Genomic DNA, 22,879 nt, shown 5'->3' with positions numbered 1-22,879 from the left:
CAGCGCCCTGATCACTCTCCGGTCCCGCGTCGATCATTGGGACGCAGCGCAGGATCGGAGCACATGCCCCCCTCGTGAGACTCCGCACCCGAGGATCCGGTCATTTCCCGTACATGATGTCCACGTCGAGGAATCCGAACAGGACCAGCAGCGCCAGCGCCCAGAGGTAGAACGAGAAGACCTTGAGGTTGGCGCGGTACAGGAAAAACAGGACCATCTTCAACGAGACGATCCCGACCAGGGCGGACACCACGAAGCCCACCGCGAGCGCCGTCCAGTTCAGATTCCCCAGCCCGTCGCCATTGAGCACGTCCAGTGACTGCACGGCGGTGGCGGCGAGGATGGTCGGAATCGCGAGGAAGAAGCTGTACTCCGCCGCCCAGCGCCGCTTGAGCCCGGTGAACAGGGCGAAGGTGATGGTCATGCCGCTGCGCGAGAGCCCCGGGATCAGTGCAAAGCCCTGGGCCACGCCGATGATGGTAGCAATCTTCGGACTCAGCTGGCGCAGCCCCAACGGGCGCCGTTGCAGCCGGTCCGTCCACCACAGCAATACCCCGGTCAGGCTCAGCGTGCCCGCGATCAGTGTCGGGTGGGCGAACACCTGCTCGAAGCCCGCCTTCAGGGTGAATCCGACCACCGCGGTCGCGAACACCGAAAGCACCACCAGCAGCCCCAGACGCAGAAACAGCATCTCGCGCCCGGCCGACCCGCGGGCCGATGCCCACTGCAGGCTTTCGCGGGCAATGCCACCGGTCAGCCGGGTCAGGCTCTTGCGGAAGACGACGACGATCGAGACCAGGGTGCCCACGTGCACCACCAGGTCGAACAGGATCATCTCGGGGCTCTCGGGCGCCGGCAGCGGTTCGCCCTGACGGATCAGCCAGTGCTGGGTCAGGACCAGGTGCGCGGTCGAACTGACCGGCAGAAACATAAAGATGCCCTGAACGATCCCGAGGAGGGCAGCGACCCAGACTGTCATTGCAGATACGGCTCCGTGAACCCGAGGCGGGCCGCAGTATACGGAAAACGCCAGGGAGGCGCCGGGACCCCGGTCGCACGCCCAGCCAGGCGTGGATCAGACCCGGAACTGGGTGGTCAGTCCCCGCAGCCGCTCGATCCGCCCCACTAGGACGTCCGTCTCGCTGGCCGTGGCTTCGGCATTCCCCGCGGTGATCTGGGCCCCCTGGCTAACCTCCGTGAGGGTGCCATCCACCTCGCGCGCGACCTCCGCCTGTTGCGATACCGCCCCGGAGATCTCGTTGTTGAGATGACGGATGCGTTCCACCGCGGAACGGATCGCCTGCAGGGCGTCGCCCGCACCAGCGGCCTGGTCGACTCCGGCCTCGCCCCTCTCGCGGCTGCGCTCCATCGCGCTGGCCGCCGCCCGGGCGCCGGCCTGCAGGCGTTCGATCATGGCCTGGATCTCGGTGGTGGAGTCCTGTGTACGCGTGGCGAGGGTCCGCACCTCGTCCGCTACGACAGCGAATCCCCTTCCCTGCTCCCCCGCCCGCGCGGCTTCAATGGCCGCATTGAGCGCCAGCAGATTGGTCTGCTCGGCAATGCCGCGGATCACGTCAAGCACCGAACCGATGCTGTCCGACTCGGACTGCAGGCGCGCCACCTGCTCGTTTGCGGTGCCAATCTCGCTCGCCAGTTCGCGCATCGTGCGGACCGAGGCGTCCACCACATCGGACCCGGTACGCGTCTCGCTCTCGGCCTGATCTGCGGCTTCCGACGCGGTTTGGGCATTGCGCGCGATCTCCTCGGCCGAGGCCGTCATCTGGTTCATCGCGGTAGCAACCTGGCCGATCCGGGCTTGTTGCTGCTGCACCTCCTGGTTGGTCTCTTCCGCCACGCGGTGAAGGGTGCCGACGGACTCCCCCAGTTCACGCGCATGTTCCACCATCTCCGAAACCATCCCCTGCAAGCGTTCGATAAATGCGTTGAACAGACGCGCCAGACGATCAATCCCGTCATTGCGCGGGGCGTTGATCCGCTGACTCAGATCGCCCTCACCCTCCGATACCACGCGAAACTGCGAAGCCAGTTGCGCCAGGCGCCGCCGAATCATCAACACGAACAGGAAATACACCACGACGACCACGCCGATCGCGACACCCAGCATCATCGCGTTGACCTGCCAGGCCGCAAGATCCAGGAGACGGTCGATCTCGAGCGCCACCTCGGCCTCCAGTGCCGGGGTCGTCTCGTGGCCCTGCATGACCCCCGTCAACGTCGCCTCCATACCCCCCTTGAGCGTTGCGGTGTGCCAGAACACCGCGGCAGCGGCAATCAGAAAGAACACCCCCACAATCGCACTCAGCGCCAGCGAAAACCGTCCGGCGAGTGACAGCCGGCCCAACCCCTTGATCGACTCCATTGAATCCCCCTGTATTTCGGCTTCAGAAGCCTTGTTATGGTTGGCATGTAACGGCCGGGCTGTGCGGTTTCTGAACCCCGAGCACGCCCCGGCCTTCACTCAGTGGCAACGACCGAACTTGTGACGGATGTCCGGAGCGATTAAGGTTCCGGGACATATGCGCGCAAGCATATCCTTCCAAACCGCGAACCGACGAATCCTTCCCTATGCAGCTCACTCGCTATACTGATTTCTCCCTTCGGGTCCTGATGTACCTCACCGTGCAGCCGCGCGACCAGCGCGTGACCGTGAGCGATATCTCCGAACAGTTCACGATCCCGCGCAACCACCTGGTTAAGATCGTTCACCAGCTCGGCCAGAAGGGCTACATCATCACCCGGCGTGGCAAGGGGGGTGGGATCTCGCTCGCCTGCGAGCCGAACGAGATCAACGTAGGCAGTGTCATCCGCGACATGGAGCCGAACCTGAACGTGGTGGACTGCGAGAATCCCGTCTGCCCGATTCTCCCCGGTTGCCAGTTGCGTGGGGTCCTGAACGATGCGCGCGATGCCTTCCTGGACGTCCTCGACCGCTACACCATCGCCGATGTCACCCAGGCGCCGGATTATCTCTACGAACTGCTGAACCCCAGCAAGAGCGCCTGATTCTTCTCATGCGGCCATGGATCGGCTGACGCACCCACGCCGCCACGCCAACCCGGCCCCGTGCGTGCGCCGCACGCTGGGGGGCGCACTGGTGCTTCTGCTATTCGCAGCCTCCCCGGTCGATGCCCGGGTGGCCTGCCCCTCCCCCGGGGCCGAGGTCGCCCCTCTCGCCGAGCTCCGCGCCGGCGCGGTCGCCGAGGGAGATGCCGTCATCGCGGAGGGCATCGTCACGGGCGTGTTTATGGGGCCCGATCAACTCGGCGGGTTCTATCTGCAGCAGGGCGCCGGGCCTGACTCGGCGGGTATGTTTGTGTATGCCCCGCGTCGCGAGCCGGTCTCGACCGGCGAGCATGTGCAAGTACACGGGGTGTTTAGCCGCCACCGCGGACGCCCGCAGATCGCTCGGCTGGACCGCATCCAGGGCTGCGGGCACGGCGAACTGCCGGCACCGCTGGAGGTGCGCCTGCCTGAAGACGCCAGCCGCCTCGGCGAGTACGCCGACCTCCGTGTTCGCTTTGCGCAGCCGCTGGCGGTGACCGCCAACCACGAACTCGCGCGCTATGGCAGCCTGACGCTCTCGGCCGGGGGGCGGCTCATGCACCCCGGCCAGACCGGGGCCGCGGGAACCGCCCGGGACGAGAATCGCCGGATCATCCTGGATGATGGCAGCTATCGCGCGAACCCCGACCCGATCCCCTATCGCGACGATCATGGCACGCGCCGAGTGGGCAGCACGCTGGAGGGCCTGACCGGGATCCTGACCCACGCCTTCGGCGACCATCGCATCCATCCCACCGACCCGCTGGACTGGTTCGGCGGCGAGCGCCCTGATCCACCGTCGACGCCGGGAACGGACCACCTGCGCATCGCCACCGCCAATCTGGAGAACGACTTCGTGACGCTGGGCGAGCGCGGCGCACAAAACCGGGCGGAACGCGAGCGCCAGACGGCCAAGCTGGATGCCCTGCTGCGAACGCTGGACGCCGACCTGCTGGGCGCGGTCGAGCTGGAAAACGCCGCGGCGGCGCGCCGGCAGCTGGTCGAACGACTGAATGCAGTCCCTCCGCAGCGCGGCGACTATGCGGCCATCGCCCACCCGGGGCCGGGCGAGGACGCGATCAAGGTGGCCCTGCTCTACCGGCCGGACCGGTTGCAACTCGTTGGGTCCGCCAGCGATCGCGATGCCGTGCATCATCGTCCGCCATTGCTCGGCTGGTTCCAGCAGCCCGGGAGTGGCAAGCGTTTCGGGGCCGTGGTGGTGCACTTCAAGGCGAAGAGCGGCTGCCCCGACGCGGGCGATATCGACCGCGGCCAGGGTTGCTGGAATGAACGGCGCACGGCCCAGGCCGAACGTCTGGTGACATGGATCCGGGAACAACAACGCAATGAGTTTGCCAATGTTCCCGTACTGATCCTCGGCGACCTGAACGCCTACGCCGCCGAAGACCCGGTGCGAACGCTGGCCGCGGCCGGCAAGCGGGACCTGGTACATGACGATCCCGCGTCCGCCCATACCTATGTCTTTCGCGGCCGGGCCGGACAGCTGGATTACCTGCTGGGTCCCGATGCCTTGCGCGACGCCGTGCACGACGGGGCGGCCTGGTCGGTCAATGCAGACGAACCCGGCTTCCTCGGCTTTGACGGTCGCGCGCCCGCCACGGGGCCCTGGCGCGCCTCGGATCACGACCCGGTCTGGGCGGATCTCCGCCTGGATTGAGGGACGGCCCAACCCCGCTCGGGCGGCCTGCCGGTCAGTCGCGCGCGGACGCTTCCGCCTCAGCCTCGGCCTCCGGCACGTTGTCGACGATGCGCACGGGTAACGGGCTTCCATCCAGGCCACCCAGCGTGCGCTGCGGGAACGGGATATCAATCCCCGCCTCGTCCAACGCGGCCTTCACACCCTCGTGCATGGAATTGCGCAGGTCCAGGAACTTCTCCCGCCGCGCCCACACCGAGAGCTGAATCTTCAGCGCGGAATCACCGTACTCGAGGAAGATAAACAGCGGCTTGGGCTCCTCCAGACAGACCGGATTGCGCTCGGCCACACCCATGAGCACGTCGCGCAACTGCTTGAGATCGGTCCGATAGCCCACCCCGATTTGCATGTCCAGGCGGCGAATGGGGAAGCGGCTGAGATTGGTCAGTTGCGTCTTCACCAGGGTCTCGTTGGGCACGCGCACCATCAGATTGTCGAAGGTGCGCAGCTTGACCGACAGCGGGTCGATCGACAGCACCTCGCCCGTGGCATCCCCGACCTTGATGACATCCCCCACGGAGAACGGGCGTTCGCCAATCAGGAACAGCCCCGAGATCAGGTTCGAGGCCGAGGTCTGCGATGCAAAGCCAAGCGCGACCGTCAGGATGCCGGCCGCGCCCAACAGCACGGTGAGATCGAAGCCCAGCTCGCGCAGCGCCGAGGCCAGCACCAGCAGAACGATCAAGTAAAAGCTGATGCGGCGGGTGAGCATGACCTGCTGCGCGTCGAGCTTGTCCTCCAGCGCGCGCGCCAGACCGCGCGACAGCAGGCGCGCCAGCAGCAGGCCCACCAGCAGGTAGACCGCGGCGCGGATGGCGGCGAGAAAGGCCTCGCTGGTCACAAAGGTCTGAGCGGTTTGCAGCCATTCATTCATCGCGCCGGAAGCTCCCTACTGAAACAGGGCGGTGAACGCCCTGACCATCAAATGCCGCCCCCCGGCCTGGCGGGGTTCGGCGATGCGCTGGGCCCCGCCGGCCACACCGGGAGGACCGGAGTCGATCTTCATGTCCGCCATGTCGCGATCTTCCTCGCGCTCCATGCGCACTGCCGGGGTCCACAACCGGTGGTGCTCGTCGGCGAATACCGGAAGGCGCGGCACCGGCAGGTTCACGCGTTCCAGGAACAGGGCATCCGAAGCCTTGTTCTCGATGGTCAGCGGCGTGATGACGCGGTGCGGGCGCATGGGCACGTCGGCCAGGTCCAGGCGAGCCTGGGTGCGAGTGGCATAACAGAGCTCCCCGTTCACGGTATTCGGGCCGAACCAGGTATCGGACGGCGTATAGACCGGAAACTCCTGCACCATGGCCTCGCCCAGGTGCAGCTGCACCCAGGCCGGGGAACTCAGGTAAAGCGTGACCTGACCGCGGGCTGGCACATAGAAGGGGTTTTGCGGCCGGCTGACCATCGGCCGATCCGCCAGGGCCACCCGCAGCTCCGGTACCGAATCCGCCGGGGATCCGGCAAAACGCAGCAGGTCGTTCGCGTCGGCAGGGAACGCATCGGCGCAGGGAACATCGATCGCCAGTGTGGCATCGGCGGGGTCGCGCGGGCGTTCCAGGACCATCTGCCATTCCTGCTCGCCGTGCAGCAGCCAGAGGTCCAGGGGGCCGATGGACCAGCGTCCATGTTGCCCCGATGCAAGTGCCCGGCGCCCCCACCAGGCCGCATCGTCGGTACTCATGGTTGGATTCTGCGGCATCGTCCGCCCTGTCGTGGTGTTGGCGTCACTGTAAACCAGAACACCCCGTCCGCGGGAGAAGCATCCTCGGGACAATGGCGCCCGCCGGACCGCATTCGCGGACGTCAGAAGAGATCGAGCTGCCCTTCGGACCGCGCCTCCTGCGGGCGCGCGGGCGGGACAAACTGGTTGCAGTCCAGCTCCACGAGACGTCCGGCCAGGCCCGCCCGGCGCCGCGCCAGCCGGAAGCGCTGCCGCAACAGCTCCGCATACGGCCCGGCACCGCGCATCCGGTGACCGAAGGTGGAATCGTAGAGCTTGCCCCCATGCGCCTCGCGCAGGCGCTGCAGTATGTGCTCCGCCTTGAGCGGGTGATGGGTGCGCAACCAGTCCTCGAACAGTGGGGCCACCTCACGCGGGAGCCGGAGCAGTACATAGCCGGCGGCCACTGCGCCCGCCGCCGCCCCGGCATCCAGCAAGACCTCCAGCTCCCCGTCCGTGAGTACGGGGATCAACGGCGCCACCAGCAAGCTGACGGGGACGCCCGCCGCCGTAAGCCGCTCCACGGTCTGCAAGCGCCGTTGCGGGGCCGCCGCGCGCGGCTCCAGAGGTCGCGAAAGCCCGCGATCCAGGGTCGTCACCGAGATCGCCACCTGCACCAGTCCGCGCTCCGCCATCGGACCCAGCAAATCCAGGTCGCGCTCGACCAGTGCGGACTTGGTGACGATGGATACGGGATGCCCGGTCTCGGCCAGCACCTCCAGCAGCTCGCGCGTGATCCGCCATTCACGTTCGATCGGCTGGTACGCATCGGTGTTGATCCCGAGCGCCAACGGGGTCACCCGGTGGGACGGTCGCGCCAGTTCGCGCCGCAGGCAGTCGGCCGCGCCGACCTTGGCGAACAGCCGGCTCTCGAAGTCGAGCCCCGGCGAAAGGCCCACATAGGCATGGGCCGGCCGCGCAAAGCAGTAGGCACAGCCGTGCTCGCAGCCACGATAAGGGTTCAGGGACAGCTCGAATGGCACATCCGGGGACTGATTCCAGGACAGGACGCTGCGCGGGTGCTCGACCGTCACCTCGGTGCGCAGCGGCGCCGGTGCCTCGCCATCACCGACCCACCCGTCGTCGAAGGGTTCGTGCCGGGTCGACTCGAAGCGAGCATGGGGATCGATGGTCGCGCCCCGGCCCTTGGTCGGTCCATGGACCGGCTTCATTGGCTGGGGCCATCCATGCGCTCGCACAGCTGTCGGAAATAGCCGGATTCGGAGAGCATGCCCCGACCCGCATCGCTGCGGTTCAGCCGGTCGAGCAGCAAGCGCAGGCGCTTGGCCGCCTGCTGGCGCGCCGCCTCGTCGTCCGCCGCCTGCAGCAGCGCCTCCGTGGAGGCGATCTCGCCTCGCAGTTGCACGGCCTCGGGGACATAGCCGGCGTTCTTCATCACCCGGAAGGCCATGCGCAGCTCTTGCGGCACCGCGCTGTCATCATCCAGTTCCAGGGGTCGACCCGCCCCCGGGAGGTCATCGAACTCCCCGCGGCGCGCCGCATCGGCCAGCCGGGCCTCGATCTGTAACTCGGTCAGCAACATTCCGTAGTCCGTTGTTCATGCGCCGGGCCGAGCCTGTTGAGCCCCCGACTGATTTACCGTAACGTCCAGCCCTTCGACAAACCATCCCCGTCTGGACCCCGATGGCACTCACCCCGCGAGACAATCCACCGGCTTCCAGCGTACGCGCGCTTGTTCCGGCTCGCGAGGCATTGCGGGCCGAACCCCAGTTCGACACCTATCTGACGCGCCAGATCCCGGTGCTGGTGGCGTTGTCCCTGGTCCCTGGCCTGGGCTACATCCTGCTGGGTGCGCTGCACGGGGCATTCACCGCGGCTGCAGCCTGGTACAGCGTGATGTTTGTTGCATCGCTCTGGGGCCTGCAGCTGTACTGGCGTTATCACCGCTCGCCCTTGTCACCGGAGCAACGGCTCCGCTGGCGGCTGCACCTCACCCTCTTCCTGTATCTCTACTTGGCGCTGTGGACCGCGATCTTCCTGATCTTTGTGCGCCTGGACTCGCACAATCTCCACTACATCGCCATTTTCACGCAGATCGGCGCCACCACGGTGGTTGCGGCGTTGCTCTATCCGGCCCCCTGGGTTTTCCGGCCATTGATCCCCGCCATGATGGCGCCACTGGCCGGATATTTCCTGCTGATCGGGGATTGGTACAGCTATGTCCTGGCGGCGTTCTCGGCCACCCTTGCCCTGGTCCTGTTCTACGCGGCCAACAGCAGCTTCGGGCTGCTCCGCAACAGCTTCCATCAGGCCTCCCACGATGCCCTGACAGGACTGAACAACCGCGCCGCCTTCATCGAGCATCTCGAACAAAGCCTCGAGGTCCTGCAGCATCACGGACAGCACTCGTACCTGCTGCTGATCGATCTGGACCATTTCAAGACGGTCAACGACCTGCTGGGGCACGACATCGGCGACGAACTGCTGAAGTCCGTGACGCGCGACTTCGCCAACACCCTGCCCCCGGGCCACCACCTCGCCCGCCTGGGCGGCGACGAGTTCGTCATCGTGGCCCCTGGCAAGGAAGACCGCCAGACCTGCGAGCGCGCCGCCCGCCGCCTGGCGCATTCGCTGCTCCAGGTGGTCAAGACGCCCTACATTATCCGCAACCATCACCTGCACGTGAGCGCGAGCATCGGGATCCGCCTGATCGAGCCCGCGCAGCCGGTCGACTCGCATCAGCTCGTGCGCGAGGCCGATATCGCCATGTACGAAGTGAAGGACCGCGGGCGCGACGGCGTGGTGGTCTTCAGCGACGAGCTGTCGCGGGCGGTGGAGCGGCATCTGCAGATCGAGCGCTGCCTGCACTTTGCATTGCACAATCGCGAGATCGAGGTCCTGTTCCAGCCCCAGGTGGATACCACTGGGCGGATCCGCAGCGCCGAGACCCTGATTCGCTGGCACAGCGCCGAGCTGGGCGCCGTATCACCCGCCGAGTTCATCCCCATCGCCGAACAGACCGGCTATATCAGCGAACTGGGCGACGCGGTGATCGCGCGGGCGTTCCAGGCCTTGCGCGACTGGGATCGCGCCGGGTTCCCCCTGGAGCAGCTCGCAATCAACATCAGCCCGCGCCAGCTGGTGCACCTGAACTTTGTCCACCGCATGCAAGACCTGATCACCCGTTATCTGGGCCGTGAACACGCCCACCGCATCACGCTCGAGATCACCGAGCACGTGGTGGCGGAGGATACCGACCGGGTGATCCACATCATGCAGGCCCTGCGGCAAATGGGCCTGCGCTTCTCGATGGACGATTTCGGGACCGGCTTTTCCTCGCTCAGCTACCTGAAGCGTCTCCCGTTCGACGAACTCAAGATCGACCGGAGCTTCGTCCGCCAGGTCGACCACGACCCGGACGACCAGGCCATGGTGCGCACAATCTGCGACATCGCACGCCAATTCGGTCTGGCGGTGGTGGCCGAAGGGGTCGAGACCGAGGCCCAGTACCGCTGGCTGACCACCCACGGTGACTTGCTCTTTCAGGGGTTCCTGTTCGCCCGGCCCATGGATGCCAATGCCTTTTTCGATCACTGCCGCCGCGCGCCGGCGCTGAAGCCGGACACCAATCGAGCGGCGCCGGCTGCCGGATAGGAATCCGGCCTCAGGCCCCGCCGGTCGCGGCCGGCAGCACCCAGAGCGTCAGCGACAGCAGGATCGCCGTCAGGCTGACTCCGATCAGCGGCAACATCATCACGCCGGCCAGGGCCTCGCGCCGGAACAGGCGCACGGCCATGCCACCCAGGGTCAGCGCCCAGCCCAACGCGACGAAGAACGCCAGCGCGTTCAGTTCGGCACGCCACAGCAGGATCAGGGCCACCGGGAGCCCAAGGTTGAGGATCACCACCCCCATCTCCTGGCTGCCCGCGGCACGTCCGGCAGACAGCGCATAGGCATACGCGGCCCAGACCATCAGCAGACCGAAGCCCAGGGCACCGGCGGCCGGCGAGCTAAGCGGCGCGCGCAGGATCGGCGCGCCGGCCGGCTCCAGCCCGACCCCCAGAGCCACGATCAGCAACGCCACCCCCAGGCTGATGGCCATCCAGAACAACAAAGTCCCGCGTTGCACATTGGGTTCGGTCATGTCTCCATCCTCGTCTTGTCCTGTACTCGTCTACCCTGCTGACCGCCGAGCCGTTACAGGGTTCGCCACGCCGGCCGCTTCCGGAGGCTGGACTACGCCAGCTGCCAGGCGATCGTCTCGCCCGCGCGCAGGGGCACACCCGGATCATGCCCGAACAGTACGGCCTCCGGTACGGTCCACGGGGACCGCTCCAGGGTCAGCTTGTCGGTATTGCGCGGCAGTTTGTAAAAATCGGGGCCAAAATGACTGGCAAAGCCCTCCAGCCGGTCCAGCGCATCCGCCGCGGCAAAGGCCTCCGCGTACAGCTCGATGGCCGCGTGCGCGGAATAGATACCCGCACAGCCACACGCCGACTCCTTCGCGTGGCGTGGATGCGGAGCGCTATCGGTCCCCAGGAAGAAGCGCGGGTGGCCACTGGTCGCCGCGTCGAGCAGCGCCTTGCGGTGGCGTTCGCGCTTCAGGATCGGCAGGCAAAAGTGATGCGGCCGCATGCCGCCCGCGAACAGCGCATTGCGGTTGTACAGCAAGTGCTGGGGCGTGATCGTGGAGCCGACATTGGCCGGCCCGTCCTGGATGAACTGCACGGCCGACTCGGTGGTGATGTGTTCCAGCACCACCCGCAGCTCCGGAAAATCGCGGATCAGCGGCTCCAGGTGGCGCTCGATAAACACCGCCTCGCGATCGAAGATGTCCACGTCCGGATCGGTCACCTCGCCGTGTATCAGCAACGGCAGGTCCACCCGCTGCATCGCCTCGAACACCGGATAGCAGCGGCGGATATCGGTCACGCCACTGGCGGCATTGGTGGTGGCACCCGCGGGATAGAGCTTGACCCCGTGCACGAATCCGGAGGCCTTCGCCGCGTCGATCATGCCCGGTGTCGTGCCCTCGGTCAGGTACAGCGTCATCAGGGGCTCGAAGTCCGCCTCCTCCGGCAGCGCCGCCAGGATGCGGTCGCGGTATTCGGCGGCGGCCTCCACCGTCGTCACCGGCGGTTTCAGGTTGGGCATGATGATGGCGCGGCGGAAGCGGCGCGCCGTGTCCGGCAGTACCGTCGCCAGCACATCGCCATCGCGCAGGTGCAGGTGCCAGTCATCCGGTCGAGTCAGGGTCAGGCGGTTCATCCGTAGTTCCCTTCGCAGGGGGGCCGTCGGGTACTGGGCCCCGTCACAGTGTATGAGTCATGAGGATAACGCGCGGTGCAACTCGGCCTCGGACCGGCCCTCGACCACCACGGTTTTGGGAAACACTGACCAATGTACACACTCGCGTTGGCACCCCGGGTTTTCCGAGACCAGGCGCGTCGCGCAGCGGGTAGTGGTTCTACCCGCAAGCGGCGCAACGCCGGATCGGGGAACCCGGGGTGCCAACCCCGAAGGGGCTCGGCCGCTTTTGCGCGGGAACGGCGTTGCGGCTCCCTTGTGCAGAATGACTGCACGGCAGTCACCGCGCCTTGTTCGCACGCAAAAGCGACTCGAGCGCGAGCGCGTACATTGATCAGTGTTTCCCAAACTGCGCGAGGTCGCACCGGCCACCACCTGCACGGCCGCCTTCGAACACCCCAGTTCCGCGGCCAGCAAGGCCACCACGGCCTCGTTCGCACGGCCCTTCTCCGGCGGCGCCTGCACCTTCAGCTTGAGGGTGTCACCCATCCAGTCACCAATGGCGTTGCGTTTGCTCCCGGGCGCCACCTTGACCTTCAACCGGCCCAAAAACCCTACCCGGCCGGGCGCGTCGCCATGTAGGCGCTGAAGACGCCGAGCTGCACATTGCGCTGCACGTCCTCGAAACCGACCGATCGCAGGGTTTCCATGATGTCGTCCGGGGGGACGCACTGATCGATGGTGTCCCAGAAATAGCGCATCAACAGTTGCCCGTCCGGGTCGCGGGTGAGCACCTTGCCCACGAACGGCACGAAATCGCGGAAATAGAAACGCGCCAGGCCAAACTGGAACTTCGTACGTGGCCGCGAGACCTCGAGGATGGTGCAGCGCCCGCCCGGCTTCAGCACGCGGAAGTACTCGCTGAACAACTCGTGCAGGTCGCGCACATGGCGAAGCCCATACCCCATGTACAGACGGTCGTACTGCTGGTCGCGCAAGGGCATCTGTTCGCCCAGACTCTGCACGAACGTGGCATCCATCTTGGTTCGGGCCACATCCATCATGCCGCGGCTCGGGTCCACGCAGGTCAGGTGGTCATCGCCCACCACCTTGCGGATCTCCTCCGCAACCGGGCCGGTGCCGGTGGCCACGTCCAGCACCTCCATGCCGGCCTCCAGACCGGATTGTTTCAGGACAAACCGGCGATACGACTGCCCGGTGCCGAAGAAGCCGACCCGCAGGATTCGGTCGTAATACGGGGCAGTCCGATCGAACAGGTCGTCGACGTAGGCGCGCCGGCTGGCTTCATCCCCGTAGTAGTCCTTCAGGACCGGGTGTGGCTTCTTGGTGGTTGGCTGCATTGCGTGTACTCCCCAGGCAAGGGACCGGCGCCACCGCAAGTCGGCGGCCTGACCGGCCCGGCATCAATCCTTCATGGTGTCGCGAACGTCGTGGTCAGACGCTCCGAATAAAGTCCCTCGATCTCCACCAGCAACTCCTCGCGGCAGATATCCCCGTGCAGCAACAGGCACGGCACATCGTGACCAAGGCGCGAGCGCAAGTGACGTTCCGCGGCCGACGCATCGGCCGCATGGCGCAGGTACACCTTGAGCAGCGATAGGTCGCGCGGCCTCTCCACCCGAACCGGGTGATCCGTGGCGGCCTGTTCCAGCAGGACACCGACATTGCGCAGGCTTTCGTCGATCTGCGCCTCGAGATCGCCAACATGCCGGCTTTCATGGCCGACAATACTGGCGGTGCCCGAGATAAACAGCTCGGCCGATTCCGGCCCCGACTGCCACAGACTGGCGCGGGCAAACGAAGGGCTGCGCGGCCCGTACTGAGGCGGGTAGTGGTACGCGCTGACCTGGCGCGGATTCTCGATACGCGCGGCCGCCTCGCGAGTGGCAATGAAATAGATCAGCAAGCCATCGGAATGGGTGCCAATCGCCGTCGCCGCCGGCAGGAACTGTTCGTACTCCGGCAATGCCTCGAACACCCGCGCCCGCCCGCTGCAGAAGCCACGATAGCGCTCCTGGCCGGCGACCGGGTCATTGATCGCGGGAAGATAGTTCCACACCCGCACCAGGTGCTCGAAACCCAGCGAACCGCAGCCAGCCAGGATCTCGCGGTACGCGCGCTCGGTCAGGGGATCCGGGTCGCCTGCGGCATCCAGCGGCTGAATCCAGCAGCCGATCAGGCAATCCTTGTGGCGAAGGTAGCTCAGCGAGCCTTCCACTCCGGTCTCGCCCTCGGCGCCGTCCGGCAGCGACCAGCATTCCGCCCAGTCCGACTCGCCGCCCAGGCGCTCCAGCCCCACGCGGATCTCCAGACGCCCCGGCTTGCATTCCACACCGCTCGCCCCGCCAAAGCGGATCACCACCGGCGCCGACGCGCATTCCGGCTGCTCATCACGACAGTAGGTAACCGTCAGGGGGGCTTTTGCGGCAGATTCGCTCATTCCGGACGCCAGGGAGATCCATTCCAGCCAAAACAGCCGCGGAGTCTACCAATCTCCCACGATCGAAACACGGATTCTCCCAACGACCTGCCCCGTCCAGCCTCTTGATCCGTTCGTCATTGAGGGCCGTCGACCGACACGCCTACATCGCGGAGGAACGCCCGCAGGCCCTCCGTGTAGTCGTCGCCCGTGGTCAGGAAGGCGTCGTTGTGCCCACCCTCCATCTCCAGCACCCACGCATCCGTAGCGGCGGCCCGCAGGCGTTTGGCATGCTCGAATGGCACGATCTCGTCTTCGGCACTATGGGCCAGCAGGATCGGCGCGGAGATCGCGCCCACCCGGCCCAGGGTGTCGTATTGGTGCCGCAGCAGCGCCCGCACCGGGAGCCAGGGGTAATGCCGCGCCCCCAGATCCGCCGCGGAGGTAAAGGCGGATTCCAGGATCACCGCCCCCGGCTCCACGCCCGTTGCCAGTTCCGCCGCGACTGCCGCCCCCAGCGAGCGGCCAAACAGCACGATCTCCTCTGGCGAAACCGAACGGTCGTCGATCAGGTACTGCCAGGCGGCGCGCGCATCCGCATAGGTGCCGGCCTCGTCCGGGCGCCCCGCACTCCGCCCGTAGCCGCGGTAATCGATAATCAGCACGGCCAGTCCCAGCTCGTGGAACTGCCGTAGCGAATGCAACCGGTGGCCGATGTTTCCGGCATTGCCATGCAGGAAGAGCAACACGGGCGTGTCGCCCCCGGGCCCCGGCACGAACCAGCCATGAATCCGAACCCCATCCTCGGTGACCAGCTCGACATCCTCGTAGGACAGACCGATGCGCTCCGGCGTGCTGGTCACCGTGCTGGACGGCAGATAGATCAGACGATCCTGAGTCACGAAGATCAGCGCGGTTACCAGGACATAGCCCAGCCCCACGAGCAGCAGGATCTTGAACAAGTTGGCCATCTCCCGATCCTGATCCCGGTCACTCCCGTTCGCAAGCCTCTCGCCACCTTCTGCGCTCCCGTACAATAGGGCCCTCGCTCTGTTTCGACGATTGCCTCCATGCGCCATTCGCTGCTGACCAATACCGATCTGCAGGGGCTCGACCGCGACGCGTTACTGCGCCACTTCGCGGGCAGCCAGCCCCTGGCCGACGCCACCGGCCTGCAACTGGCCGAGGCACTGGATCGAGCACTGGAGGCCGTCGATACCGCCGGGCTCGAATCGCATCCGCTGGACGTGGCGGAGATCCTGCGCCATCTCAACGTCGATCGGCAGACGCTGATCGCGACCTTGCTGGTACCCGTGTATCTGGCGGACCTGCTCAAGCCGGCCGAGCTCGAGCAGCGCTTCGGTGCCGCGGTGGCCCGGCTGACCACCAACGTCGCCGCGCTGGTGCGCCGCCGCTTCGAGGCCCCGGCCGGGCGTCCGGAACAGGCCGAACGCCTGCGTCGCATGCTGATGGCCATGGTGGACGACGTGCGCGCCGTGCTGATCAAGCTGGCGTTTCGGGTGCAGCATCTGCGCCAGCTCGTCCGCGAGCCCGACGAAGGCGCCCGCATCCTCGCCCAGGAGACCCTCGACGTCATCGCACCGCTGGCCAACCGCCTCGGGGTGGGCCAGCTCAAGTGGGAGATGGAAGACCTCGCCCTGCGCATCCTGGAACCCGAAACCTACCGCGACATCGCCGTCGGCCTCGAGGAAAACCGCACCGAACGAGAAGCCTACGTCGAAGAGTTCGCCCGCACGCTGAAGACGCGCCTTCAGGCGGACGGCATCGAGGCCCGGGTCTTCGGCCGGCCGAAGCACATCTACAGCATCTGGAAAAAGATGCAGCGCAAGCGCACCTCGCTGTCGGAGTTGTACGATCTGCGCGCCACCCGCGTGATCGTCGACCAGCTGGCCACCTGCTACACCGTGCTCGGCATCGTCCACAACGACTGGCGCCACCTGCCCAGCGAGTTCGACGACTACATCGCCAACCCCAAGGACAACGGCTACCAGTCCCTGCACACCGCCGTGGTCGGGCCGGAGGGCAAGGTCGTGGAGGTGCAGATCCGCACCCGCGAGATGGACGACTTCGCCGAGCTGGGGGTCGCCGCGCACTGGCGCTACAAGGAAGGCGGGCGCGAGGATCAGGCGCTCAACCGCGCCATCAACAGCCTGCGGCAGCTGCTGGAGGCCGCCGACAACAACGACCAGAACCTGCTCGACGAGATCCAGAGCGAACCGCTGCACCAACGCGTGTTCGTGCTCACACCCCAGGGCGAAGTGCTGGACCTGTCCCAGGGCGCAACCCCGCTGGACTTCGCCTACGCTGTCCACACCGAGGTCGGCCACCGCTGCCGCGGCGCCAAGGTCGACGGCCATATCGTCCCGCTCACCTACAAGCTGAAGTCCGGCGAGCGCGTGGAGATCCTGACCACCCGCGAAGGCGGGCCCAGCCGCGACTGGCTGAGCCCCGCGCTCGGCTATCTCAACACCGCCCGCGCGCGCTCCAAGGTCCGCACCTGGTTCCGTCAGCAGCACCAGGACGAACACCTGGCGACCGGCAAGCACCTGTTCGATCGCGAATGCCAGCGCCTCGGCTGCGGCCACAACCTCGACCGCAGCGCGCTGGCCGAGGCAATGAAGTATCAGACCTTCGACGAACTCCTGATTGCCCTGGGCGCGGGGGATGTCACCACCGCCCAGATCGCCGGACGCATCTCCCACCAGCTGCGCGACGCCCGAACTGGGGAACAACCGGCCACCACCCCTGCGCCCCAGCGGTCGCGCCGCCACGAGGGCGAAGCCAAACCGGACGACATCCGAATCCGCGGCGTCGGCGGGCTGCTCACCACGCGCGCCCAGTGCTGCAATCCGCAGACCGGGGACCCGATCATCGGTTTCATCACCCGCGGCGCCGGCGTCTCCGTGCACCGCAGCGACTGCGTCAACATCCTGCACATGCCGGAAGACAAGCGCGGCCGCCTGATCCCCGTCTCCTGGGGCGAAGAGCCCGAACGCGAGGCGATCACCCTGGAGGTCGATGCCCACGACCGCCCCGGCCTGCTGGGCGAAGTCGGCAACGCCTTCTCCGAATGCGGCATCAACCTGCTGCGCGTAAACACCGAAACCAACCGCGAAGACCGCAGCGTCCGCATGGAACTGGAAGCCGAATTCAGCGACCTCGGCGAACTCAGCCACCTCTTCGACCGCCTCCAATCCCTCAGCAGCGTCCAAACCGTCCGCCGCCTCCCCCCAAACCCCTGACCCCGCCACGTCATCCCGCCCGCACGCCTTCCCACCCTGTAGCGCCGGCCGCGCCCGACCCGGCCCGTCATCCCGCCCGGCCCCAGCGCCACCCCTTCCCGTCATCCCGACCGCAGCGCCCCCTTTTCCCGTCATCCCGGCCGCAGCGCCCACTTTCCCCGTCATCCCGGCCGCAGCGAAGTGGAGAGCCGGGATCTCCCACGCCGGGCACACCCCAACGCATGGGCACACCCCACCGCAGAGATCCCGGATAACCGCTTCGCGGTTTCCGGGATGACGTCGGGGGCTACGACCCGCGTCTTTGCCCTTGTCACCACGCCAGGCTCATCCTCCTGACCACAGCGAGACCCCACGTCATCCCGCCCGCAGCACCCCCTTCCCGTCATCCCGGCCGCAGCGCCCACTTTTCCCGTCATCCCGGCCGTAGCGAAGCGGAGAGCCGGGATCTCCCACGCCGGACACACCCCAACGCACGGGCACACCACGCCACAGAGATCCCGGATAACCGCTTCGCGGTTTCCGGAATGACGAGTAGGAGTCAGAGGAATGCCTTGTGCCTCCCACGGATCAAGGGCACCCGAAACGCGGTGAACGCGCGACCACCGCAACATCCATGGCAAACTCAATACTTGGCCTCGCAAGGACGCGAACCATGGGAAAAGCACCCGGCGGTCTACATCCTGACCAACCGGCGAGAAGGCACCCTGTACACCGGGGTCACCAGCAACCTCCCCAGCCGCATCGCCCAACACCGCGACGACCTCGTACCCGGCTTCACCCGCCGCTACAAGCTCCACCGCCTCGTCTGGTTCGAACAACAAGACTCCATGGACGAAGCCATCCGCCGCGAAAAGCAAATCAAACGCTGGCGACGCCGCTGGAAGATCGACCTTGTCGAAACAGAAAACCCCACCTGGAGAGACCTCTACGACAACCTCTTCTAGCCGATTCGCTTAGTGGCAGACTCGAAGTTGGCAGGGCACCCGCTCAACCCGTCATCCCGGCCGTAGCGCAGCGAAGAGCCGGGATCTCGCACGCCGGATTCACCCCAACGTACGGGCAGCCCACACCGCAGAGATCCCGGATAACTGCTCCGCAGTTTCCGGGATGACAAAAGGTTTGTGGTGATTCCAAGTGCTTTTCCCGACGCCTGTCCGGTTAGACGCTCCCCCTCATCGTCATCCCGGCCGTAGCGAAGCGGAGAGCCGGGATCTCGCACGCCGGATTTACCCCAACGCACGGGCAGCCCACACCGCGAAGATCCCGGATAACTGCTCCGCAGTTTCCGGGATAACAAAAGGTTCGTAGCGATTCCGAGTGCTTTTCCCGACGCCTGACCAGCTAGACGCTCCCCCTCATCGTCATCCCGGCCGCAGCGCAGCGCAGCGGAGAGCCGGGATCTCGCACGCCGGATTCACCCCAACGCACGGGAAGCCCACGCCGCGAAGATCCCGGATAACTGCTCCGCAGTTTCCGAGATGACGGGAGGGGTGGTGTTCGGGGTTTGGTGAGAGTCGAAAAGCCCCGACCGGGCACAGAGTCCCGTCAGTCGGCCGAGTGGCCCAGCCCCGTCCGCATGGAATGCCGGCGGGTCGTCTCGTAGGCGTTGGTGCCCTTGCGGCCGGACTTCAGCTCACGGATCTGCTGCGCGACCTCGCCCCGTCGTTGCGACAGGTCCTGTACGGAGGTCTCGTAGAAGCGCGCCAAGTCCTCCAGGGCCGCGCGCAGCGCCGCACCGGAGTCATCTCGCAGCGGCACTGGATCGGCCCCGAAGGCTCGTTCCACCAGGACTCTCGTCTGCCGGTCCAGCTCCTGCAGCTCTTCCCAGTCTTCTTCGGCCACGGCCCGCGCCATGTGGGCGCGGATCGCTTCGACCGCATCCTCTAGGGTGGCGCCTGTGGTCTCGGGCGCCTCCCGGCTATCGGTGCCGGTCATTGTCATCGGCTGCCCTGGAAATCAGAGGGAAAGTCCATAGAGGGCTGTCAGCTCGCCCGGGCAACACGTTGTTCGGACGGAATATCGTCCCAGCCAGCCTTGATCTCGCGCAGCAGCTTGGCCACCTCGTCCAGTGCCGCCGGATCGTTCTTCGCGTTGGCCTCCAGCAGGCGGCGGCTCATGTACTCGTAGAGCGCATCCAGGTTCCCGGCCAGCTCACCGTTGTGCTTGTGGTCCAGCACCGCCCGCAGGGACTCGACAATGTCGATCGCCTTGCCGATCTTCTCGCCCTTCAGGGCCACGTTGCCCTGCTGCATGGCACCCTTGGCCACGGCAATCCGCTCCAGCGCGCCCTCGAAGAGCATCTGGATCAGGCGGTACGGGTCCGCCACCTGGGCCTCGGCCAGTGCGCCCGACTGCCGGTACTGATTCACTCCGCGATTCATGCCCGGTCCGTACATGCGTTGGTCTCCGTTATCCGTTCGCCCAACCCAGGGCGACTATCGACGAGAATTGTTCTGGGCCAGCGGCATGTTCGCCAGCTGCCCCATCAGAAAATCACCCGTGCTCTGCATCTGCGCCACGGCACTGTCCATCCGCGAGAACTGCCCGATCAGCCGCTGTTCCATGCGTTCTAGGCGGATCTCCAGATTCTCGCGTTGCTGGCTAATGCGTTCCAGATCGTTGCGCAGACCGTCAGTGCGCGCATTGATCAACCCCTCCGGCCCGATAAAGCCATCGGTTACTTCCTGCATGCGTCCGCCGATCTCGCGCACGATCTCCGTGACACGGTCAAAACCGTCCGTCTCCATCGCACGGTCGAAGCGCGCGCCGTCAAAGGACAGCGTCCCATCGCGGTTGGACACGATCCCAAGCTCCGCGAGCGTCTGGGCATTCGCGTCCGGCACCTGGGCAGGCTGCATCAGCGCATTGCCCAGGCGGCTGCGAATACCGCGAATCGTACTGTCCCCCGTTAGTACCGAGCCTTCTTCGGAATCGGGGTTGAAGGAGGTCAACTCGCGGGTCTGCCCCACCAGGGAGTTGTAAGACTCCACAAACCCCTGCAGGGCCTCCCGCAACTGGTCCTGGTCTTCGCTCACGGAGACCGAAACGGGAGACTCGGACGTCCCGCGAAGCTCGATGTTCAGGCCCTCAATCGTATCGTCCAGCGTGTTGGTCGAGCTGGTCACGGTCAGGCCATTGATCACGGCCACGGCATCCCGGGCTTCCTGCGTGGTTTCCAGGTTGTCGCTGGCCAGGCGGCCGAGACCTTCGTTCAGGGCCCCAGTGTCACCATTTACCGCTACCGAGATCGTGTTCTCGGCACCGGTTTCGGTTGCATTCAGCACCAGCCGCGCACCACTGCCGTCATTCACGATCGAGGCCGTCACACCGCCACCGGCCTCGTTGATCGCGTTGCGCACGTCACGGAGGGTATCGCCCTCCTCGACATCGATGGTGATGGCGTTCCCGCCACCCACGCTGATCTCCAGCTGGCCGGCACCCACCTCGGCATCCGCATCGGCGAACTGGCCCGCCGCCGTCGCCACGCTCTGGGCCTGCGCCAGCTGATCCACTTGCAAAGAGAAATTGCCGTTCGCCGCGGTGCCGTCAGAGGTCACGTTGGCCACGCTGGAGTCGGAAACTTCCGCGGACTGGGACAGCTCGAAGCCCGCCAACTGGCTCAAGCTACCACCGACTTGCTCCACGCTGTTGGTAAGTTTGCCGAACGCGGAAATCTGCGCCTCGATCCGACCCTCGCGACGATCGAAACGCTGCTCCTTAGGGACTCGTTCGGCGTTGATCAGATCACCGACGATCTGATTCAGATCCAGTCCCGACCCAACACCCAGTGAACTGATAGCCATGGTCTTGATGCTCCTCGGTGTCCGACGTCTCGGACCCTTTGCACGTGCGATATATCTATTTACGACAGCCTAGCCCAAAACTTGAGCTCGCCGCAGGAAAACCGCCTCAAAATCGGTATGCCAACCACTGACTTGCTGCCACGCAAAACCCCGTCATTGCGAGCGCAGCGAAGCAATCTCCAGAATCTGGCACCCGCCCGCCACTCGAGCCTGCGACGAGCATCCCCCCCTCCGTCATCCCGGAAACCGCGCAGCGGTTATCCGGGATCTCTGTCGCTGGAGGGGGCACAAACGCCCGGGTGTTCGCGCGTAGTGAGATCCCGGCTCTCCGCTACGCTCCGGCCGGGATGACGGGGAAACGGCATGCGCATGAGCCCGTATACACGAACCTTCGGGCTTGCCACCCAGCCGGCGTCATCCCGGAAACTGCTCAGCAGTTATCCGGGATCTCCACCGCCGAAGGTGGCACAACCGTCGGGGGCGTCCCGGCGCCGGAGATCCCGGCTCTCCGCTGCGCTCCGGCCGGGATGACGGGGAAGCGGCATGCGCATGAGCCCGTATACACGAACCTTCGGGCTTGCCACCCAGCCGGCGTCATCCCGGAAACTGCGCAGCGGTTATCCGGGATCTCCACCGCCGAAGATGGCAAAGCCGCCGGGGGCGTTCCGGCGCAGGAGATCCCGGCTCTCCGCTGCGCTCCGGCCGGGATGACGGGGACGCGGCACGCGCATGAGCGCGGATGCACGAACCTTCGGGCTTGCCACCCAGCCGGCTGTCATCCCGGAAACCGCGCAGCGGTTATCCGGGATCTCCGTCGCTGGAGATGGCACAAACGCCCGGGTGTTCGCACGTAGTGAGATCCCGGCTCTCCGCTGCGCTTCGGCCGGGATGACGGGTACACGGCACGCGCATGAGCCCGTATACACGAGCCTTCGGGCTTGCCACCCAGCCGGCTGTCATCCCGGAAACCGCGCAGCGGTTATCCGGGATCTCCGTCGCTGGACGTGGCACAAACGCCCGGGTGTTCGCACGTAGTGAGACCCCGGCTCTCCGCTACGCTCCGGCCGGGATGACGCCAAGGGGCCGCGGCACGGATGGCAGAAAAGGGGCCAGCGGGCCGTGGATCTGCGGCTGGCTGATGCTGGCACAACGAAAAAAGCCGGACCCGCTGCCGGGCCCGGCTTAACTGAACATCACGCTTGCAGGTGTACGAAGCCCTCAGGCCTTGTCCGCCAGCCCCGTACCGCCGAGCTCCTGCTCGGTCTGGAACTGCTCCACCAGGGCCAGCACGGCCTCCGGCGGGATCTGGCGGATCACCTCTTCGCGTTCACCGTCCATCACCGTAATCACCGTGCGGCCGCTGCTGTCGTCCACGCTGAACTCCAGCGCCCGCTTGGTGGATTGCAGGTAGGAATTGATCGACTCGACCACCTGATTGACCTCGTCCATATCCATGGCCTCGATCGCCGGTCCGGTGGAACCACGAGCCGTTGATTCCGTATTACTGTCCGCACGAACCACGGCCTCCGGCCGCCCTTCGCCACGAACAAGACCCGCGCCGGAACCAGGAGCCTTGGCCCCCTCGCCCCCGCGCGGGTTCACTGCCACCAGCGGTGATGTGATATTGCCGATTCCATCACTCATATCGCTGTCCTCTTCAGAAGG

Annotated in this window: 20 protein-coding genes and 1 pseudogene; 5 read left to right on the top strand and 16 right to left on the bottom strand. The window is 66.1% G+C overall.

The features are described from left to right. Window positions 1-100: 100 nt before the first annotated feature. Window positions 101-979, bottom strand: a complete 879-nt coding sequence (locus D573_RS0102355) for an undecaprenyl-diphosphate phosphatase (RefSeq protein ID WP_018937550.1) — start codon at window positions 977-979, stop codon at window positions 101-103. 96 nt (window positions 980-1,075) lie between these two features. After that, window positions 1,076-2,380, bottom strand: a complete 1,305-nt coding sequence (locus D573_RS0102350; protein ID WP_018937549.1) for a methyl-accepting chemotaxis protein — start codon at window positions 2,378-2,380, stop codon at window positions 1,076-1,078. Window positions 2,381-2,586: 206 nt separating this feature from the next. On the opposite strand from D573_RS0102350, the gene D573_RS0102345 reads away from it, so the two are divergent. After that, on the top strand, window positions 2,587-3,024 hold the full coding sequence (locus tag D573_RS0102345; RefSeq protein WP_018145638.1) for an Rrf2 family transcriptional regulator: 438 nt from the start codon (window positions 2,587-2,589) through the stop codon (window positions 3,022-3,024). Window positions 3,025-3,040: 16 nt separating this feature from the next. Beyond that, entirely contained in the window at window positions 3,041-4,741 is a 1,701-nt protein-coding gene (locus tag D573_RS0102340) for an ExeM/NucH family extracellular endonuclease (protein WP_018937548.1), read from the top strand. 34 nt (window positions 4,742-4,775) lie between these two features. Here D573_RS0102340 and D573_RS0102335 read toward each other — a convergent pair whose 3' ends face one another. The 4 genes from D573_RS0102335 to D573_RS0102320 all read right to left on the bottom strand — a co-directional run bounded on the left by D573_RS0102335 (window position 4,776) and on the right by D573_RS0102320 (window position 8,043). Beyond that, window positions 4,776-5,654: a mechanosensitive ion channel family protein gene (locus D573_RS0102335; RefSeq protein ID WP_018937547.1), complete on the bottom strand. Its 879-nt coding sequence runs from the start codon at window positions 5,652-5,654 to the stop codon at window positions 4,776-4,778. A gap of 15 nt (window positions 5,655-5,669) precedes the next feature. Next, window positions 5,670-6,479 (bottom strand): hypothetical protein, encoded by an 810-nt coding sequence (locus D573_RS0102330; protein WP_018937546.1) that lies wholly within the window; start codon window positions 6,477-6,479, stop codon window positions 5,670-5,672. Between the two features lie 104 nt (window positions 6,480-6,583). Then, the gene (locus D573_RS0102325) at window positions 6,584-7,672 is read right to left on the bottom strand and encodes a PA0069 family radical SAM protein (RefSeq protein ID WP_018937545.1); all 1,089 of its coding nucleotides are present in this window, start codon (window positions 7,670-7,672) and stop codon (window positions 6,584-6,586) included. Beyond that, complete coding sequence (locus D573_RS0102320; protein ID WP_018937544.1) at window positions 7,669-8,043, bottom strand: DUF1992 domain-containing protein; 375 nt, start codon at window positions 8,041-8,043, stop codon at window positions 7,669-7,671. Before D573_RS0102320 ends, D573_RS0102325 begins: the two co-directional genes overlap by 4 nt. Before the next feature lie 101 nt (window positions 8,044-8,144). Here D573_RS0102320 and D573_RS0102315 point away from each other — a divergent pair, with 101 nt between their 5' ends. Then, window positions 8,145-10,115 (top strand): bifunctional diguanylate cyclase/phosphodiesterase, encoded by a 1,971-nt coding sequence (locus tag D573_RS0102315; protein WP_026287895.1) that lies wholly within the window; start codon window positions 8,145-8,147, stop codon window positions 10,113-10,115. Between the two features lie 10 nt (window positions 10,116-10,125). Here the strand turns inward: D573_RS0102315 and D573_RS0102310 are convergent, their stop codons facing one another. From D573_RS0102310 to D573_RS0102285, 6 genes and pseudogenes are all read right to left on the bottom strand, one after another. Next, window positions 10,126-10,605 carry a hypothetical protein gene (locus D573_RS0102310; protein WP_018169820.1) on the bottom strand — a complete coding sequence of 160 codons (480 nt, stop codon included), beginning with the start codon at window positions 10,603-10,605 and terminating at the stop codon, window positions 10,126-10,128. 92 nt (window positions 10,606-10,697) lie between these two features. After that, the gene (pyrC, locus tag D573_RS0102305) at window positions 10,698-11,729 is read right to left on the bottom strand and encodes a dihydroorotase (RefSeq protein WP_018937542.1); all 1,032 of its coding nucleotides are present in this window, start codon (window positions 11,727-11,729) and stop codon (window positions 10,698-10,700) included. Between the two features lie 387 nt (window positions 11,730-12,116). After that, window positions 12,117-12,317 (bottom strand): annotated as a pseudogene (locus D573_RS14025) (DUF167 domain-containing protein); the annotation flags it as partial. Between the two features lie 5 nt (window positions 12,318-12,322). After that, window positions 12,323-13,069: a class I SAM-dependent methyltransferase gene (locus tag D573_RS0102295; protein WP_018145628.1), complete on the bottom strand. Its 747-nt coding sequence runs from the start codon at window positions 13,067-13,069 to the stop codon at window positions 12,323-12,325. 71 nt (window positions 13,070-13,140) lie between these two features. Beyond that, window positions 13,141-14,169 (bottom strand): hypothetical protein, encoded by a 1,029-nt coding sequence (locus tag D573_RS0102290; protein WP_018937541.1) that lies wholly within the window; start codon window positions 14,167-14,169, stop codon window positions 13,141-13,143. A 116-nt stretch (window positions 14,170-14,285) separates the two neighbouring features. Then, entirely contained in the window at window positions 14,286-15,119 is an 834-nt protein-coding gene (locus tag D573_RS0102285) for an alpha/beta hydrolase (protein ID WP_018937540.1), read from the bottom strand. Between the two features lie 99 nt (window positions 15,120-15,218). Between D573_RS0102285 and D573_RS0102280 the strand changes: the two genes are divergently transcribed. Together D573_RS0102280 and D573_RS0102275 are read left to right on the top strand one after the other, a co-directional pair. After that, window positions 15,219-17,411 carry a bifunctional (p)ppGpp synthetase/guanosine-3',5'-bis(diphosphate) 3'-pyrophosphohydrolase gene (locus D573_RS0102280; protein ID WP_018937539.1) on the top strand — a complete coding sequence of 731 codons (2,193 nt, stop codon included), beginning with the start codon at window positions 15,219-15,221 and terminating at the stop codon, window positions 17,409-17,411. Between the two features lie 629 nt (window positions 17,412-18,040). Then, on the top strand, window positions 18,041-18,355 hold the full coding sequence (locus tag D573_RS0102275) for a GIY-YIG nuclease family protein (protein ID WP_018937538.1): 315 nt from the start codon (window positions 18,041-18,043) through the stop codon (window positions 18,353-18,355). Between the two features lie 601 nt (window positions 18,356-18,956). Here D573_RS0102275 and D573_RS0102270 read toward each other — a convergent pair. From D573_RS0102270 to D573_RS14895, 4 genes are all read right to left on the bottom strand, one after another. Further along, window positions 18,957-19,346 (bottom strand): flagellar protein FliT, encoded by a 390-nt coding sequence (locus D573_RS0102270; RefSeq protein ID WP_018937537.1) that lies wholly within the window; start codon window positions 19,344-19,346, stop codon window positions 18,957-18,959. Window positions 19,347-19,393: 47 nt separating this feature from the next. Then, window positions 19,394-19,807 (bottom strand): flagellar export chaperone FliS, encoded by a 414-nt coding sequence (gene fliS / locus D573_RS0102265; protein WP_018169828.1) that lies wholly within the window; start codon window positions 19,805-19,807, stop codon window positions 19,394-19,396. Between the two features lie 39 nt (window positions 19,808-19,846). After that, window positions 19,847-21,214, bottom strand: a complete 1,368-nt coding sequence (gene fliD / locus D573_RS0102260) for a flagellar filament capping protein FliD (protein WP_018937536.1) — start codon at window positions 21,212-21,214, stop codon at window positions 19,847-19,849. Window positions 21,215-22,432: 1,218 nt separating this feature from the next. Further along, a complete protein-coding gene (locus D573_RS14895; protein WP_255346755.1) occupies window positions 22,433-22,858 on the bottom strand; it encodes a flagellar protein FlaG in 426 nt (141 codons plus the stop codon). Window positions 22,859-22,879: the final 21 nt, after the last annotated feature.

It is taken from the genome of Thioalkalivibrio sp. AKL9, from assembly GCF_000377825.1.
Classification (GTDB): Bacteria; Pseudomonadota; Gammaproteobacteria; order Ectothiorhodospirales; family Ectothiorhodospiraceae; genus Thioalkalivibrio; species Thioalkalivibrio versutus.
Note: the sequence above shows the minus strand (reverse complement) of the source record. Positions and strands in the feature narration are given on the sequence as shown.

Excerpts from the sequence above, each read along its gene's own strand:
- D573_RS0102315 (WP_026287895.1), top strand. The coding sequence starts at position 8,145 with ATGGCACTCACCCCGCGAGACAATCCACCGGCTTCCAGCGTACGCGCG.
- D573_RS0102295 (WP_018145628.1), bottom strand. The coding sequence starts at position 13,069 with ATGCAGCCAACCACCAAGAAGCCACACCCGGTCCTGAAGGACTACTAC.
- D573_RS14895 (WP_255346755.1), bottom strand. The coding sequence starts at position 22,858 with ATGAGTGATGGAATCGGCAATATCACATCACCGCTGGTGGCAGTGAAC.
- D573_RS0102285 (WP_018937540.1), bottom strand. The coding sequence starts at position 15,119 with ATGGCCAACTTGTTCAAGATCCTGCTGCTCGTGGGGCTGGGCTATGTC.
- D573_RS0102280 (WP_018937539.1), top strand. The coding sequence starts at position 15,219 with ATGCGCCATTCGCTGCTGACCAATACCGATCTGCAGGGGCTCGACCGC.
- D573_RS0102310 (WP_018169820.1), bottom strand. The coding sequence starts at position 10,605 with ATGACCGAACCCAATGTGCAACGCGGGACTTTGTTGTTCTGGATGGCC.
- D573_RS0102335 (WP_018937547.1), bottom strand. The coding sequence starts at position 5,654 with ATGAATGAATGGCTGCAAACCGCTCAGACCTTTGTGACCAGCGAGGCC.
- fliD (WP_018937536.1), bottom strand. The coding sequence starts at position 21,214 with ATGGCTATCAGTTCACTGGGTGTTGGGTCGGGACTGGATCTGAATCAG.
- D573_RS0102340 (WP_018937548.1), top strand. The coding sequence starts at position 3,041 with ATGGATCGGCTGACGCACCCACGCCGCCACGCCAACCCGGCCCCGTGC.
- D573_RS0102325 (WP_018937545.1), bottom strand. The coding sequence starts at position 7,672 with ATGAAGCCGGTCCATGGACCGACCAAGGGCCGGGGCGCGACCATCGAT.
- D573_RS0102345 (WP_018145638.1), top strand. The coding sequence starts at position 2,587 with ATGCAGCTCACTCGCTATACTGATTTCTCCCTTCGGGTCCTGATGTAC.
- fliS (WP_018169828.1), bottom strand. The coding sequence starts at position 19,807 with ATGTACGGACCGGGCATGAATCGCGGAGTGAATCAGTACCGGCAGTCG.
- D573_RS0102355 (WP_018937550.1), bottom strand. The coding sequence starts at position 979 with ATGACAGTCTGGGTCGCTGCCCTCCTCGGGATCGTTCAGGGCATCTTT.
- D573_RS0102330 (WP_018937546.1), bottom strand. The coding sequence starts at position 6,479 with ATGCCGCAGAATCCAACCATGAGTACCGACGATGCGGCCTGGTGGGGG.
- D573_RS0102290 (WP_018937541.1), bottom strand. The coding sequence starts at position 14,169 with ATGAGCGAATCTGCCGCAAAAGCCCCCCTGACGGTTACCTACTGTCGT.
- pyrC (WP_018937542.1), bottom strand. The coding sequence starts at position 11,729 with ATGAACCGCCTGACCCTGACTCGACCGGATGACTGGCACCTGCACCTG.
- D573_RS0102350 (WP_018937549.1), bottom strand. The coding sequence starts at position 2,380 with ATGGAGTCGATCAAGGGGTTGGGCCGGCTGTCACTCGCCGGACGGTTT.
- D573_RS0102270 (WP_018937537.1), bottom strand. The coding sequence starts at position 19,346 with ATGACCGGCACCGATAGCCGGGAGGCGCCCGAGACCACAGGCGCCACC.
- D573_RS0102320 (WP_018937544.1), bottom strand. The coding sequence starts at position 8,043 with ATGTTGCTGACCGAGTTACAGATCGAGGCCCGGCTGGCCGATGCGGCG.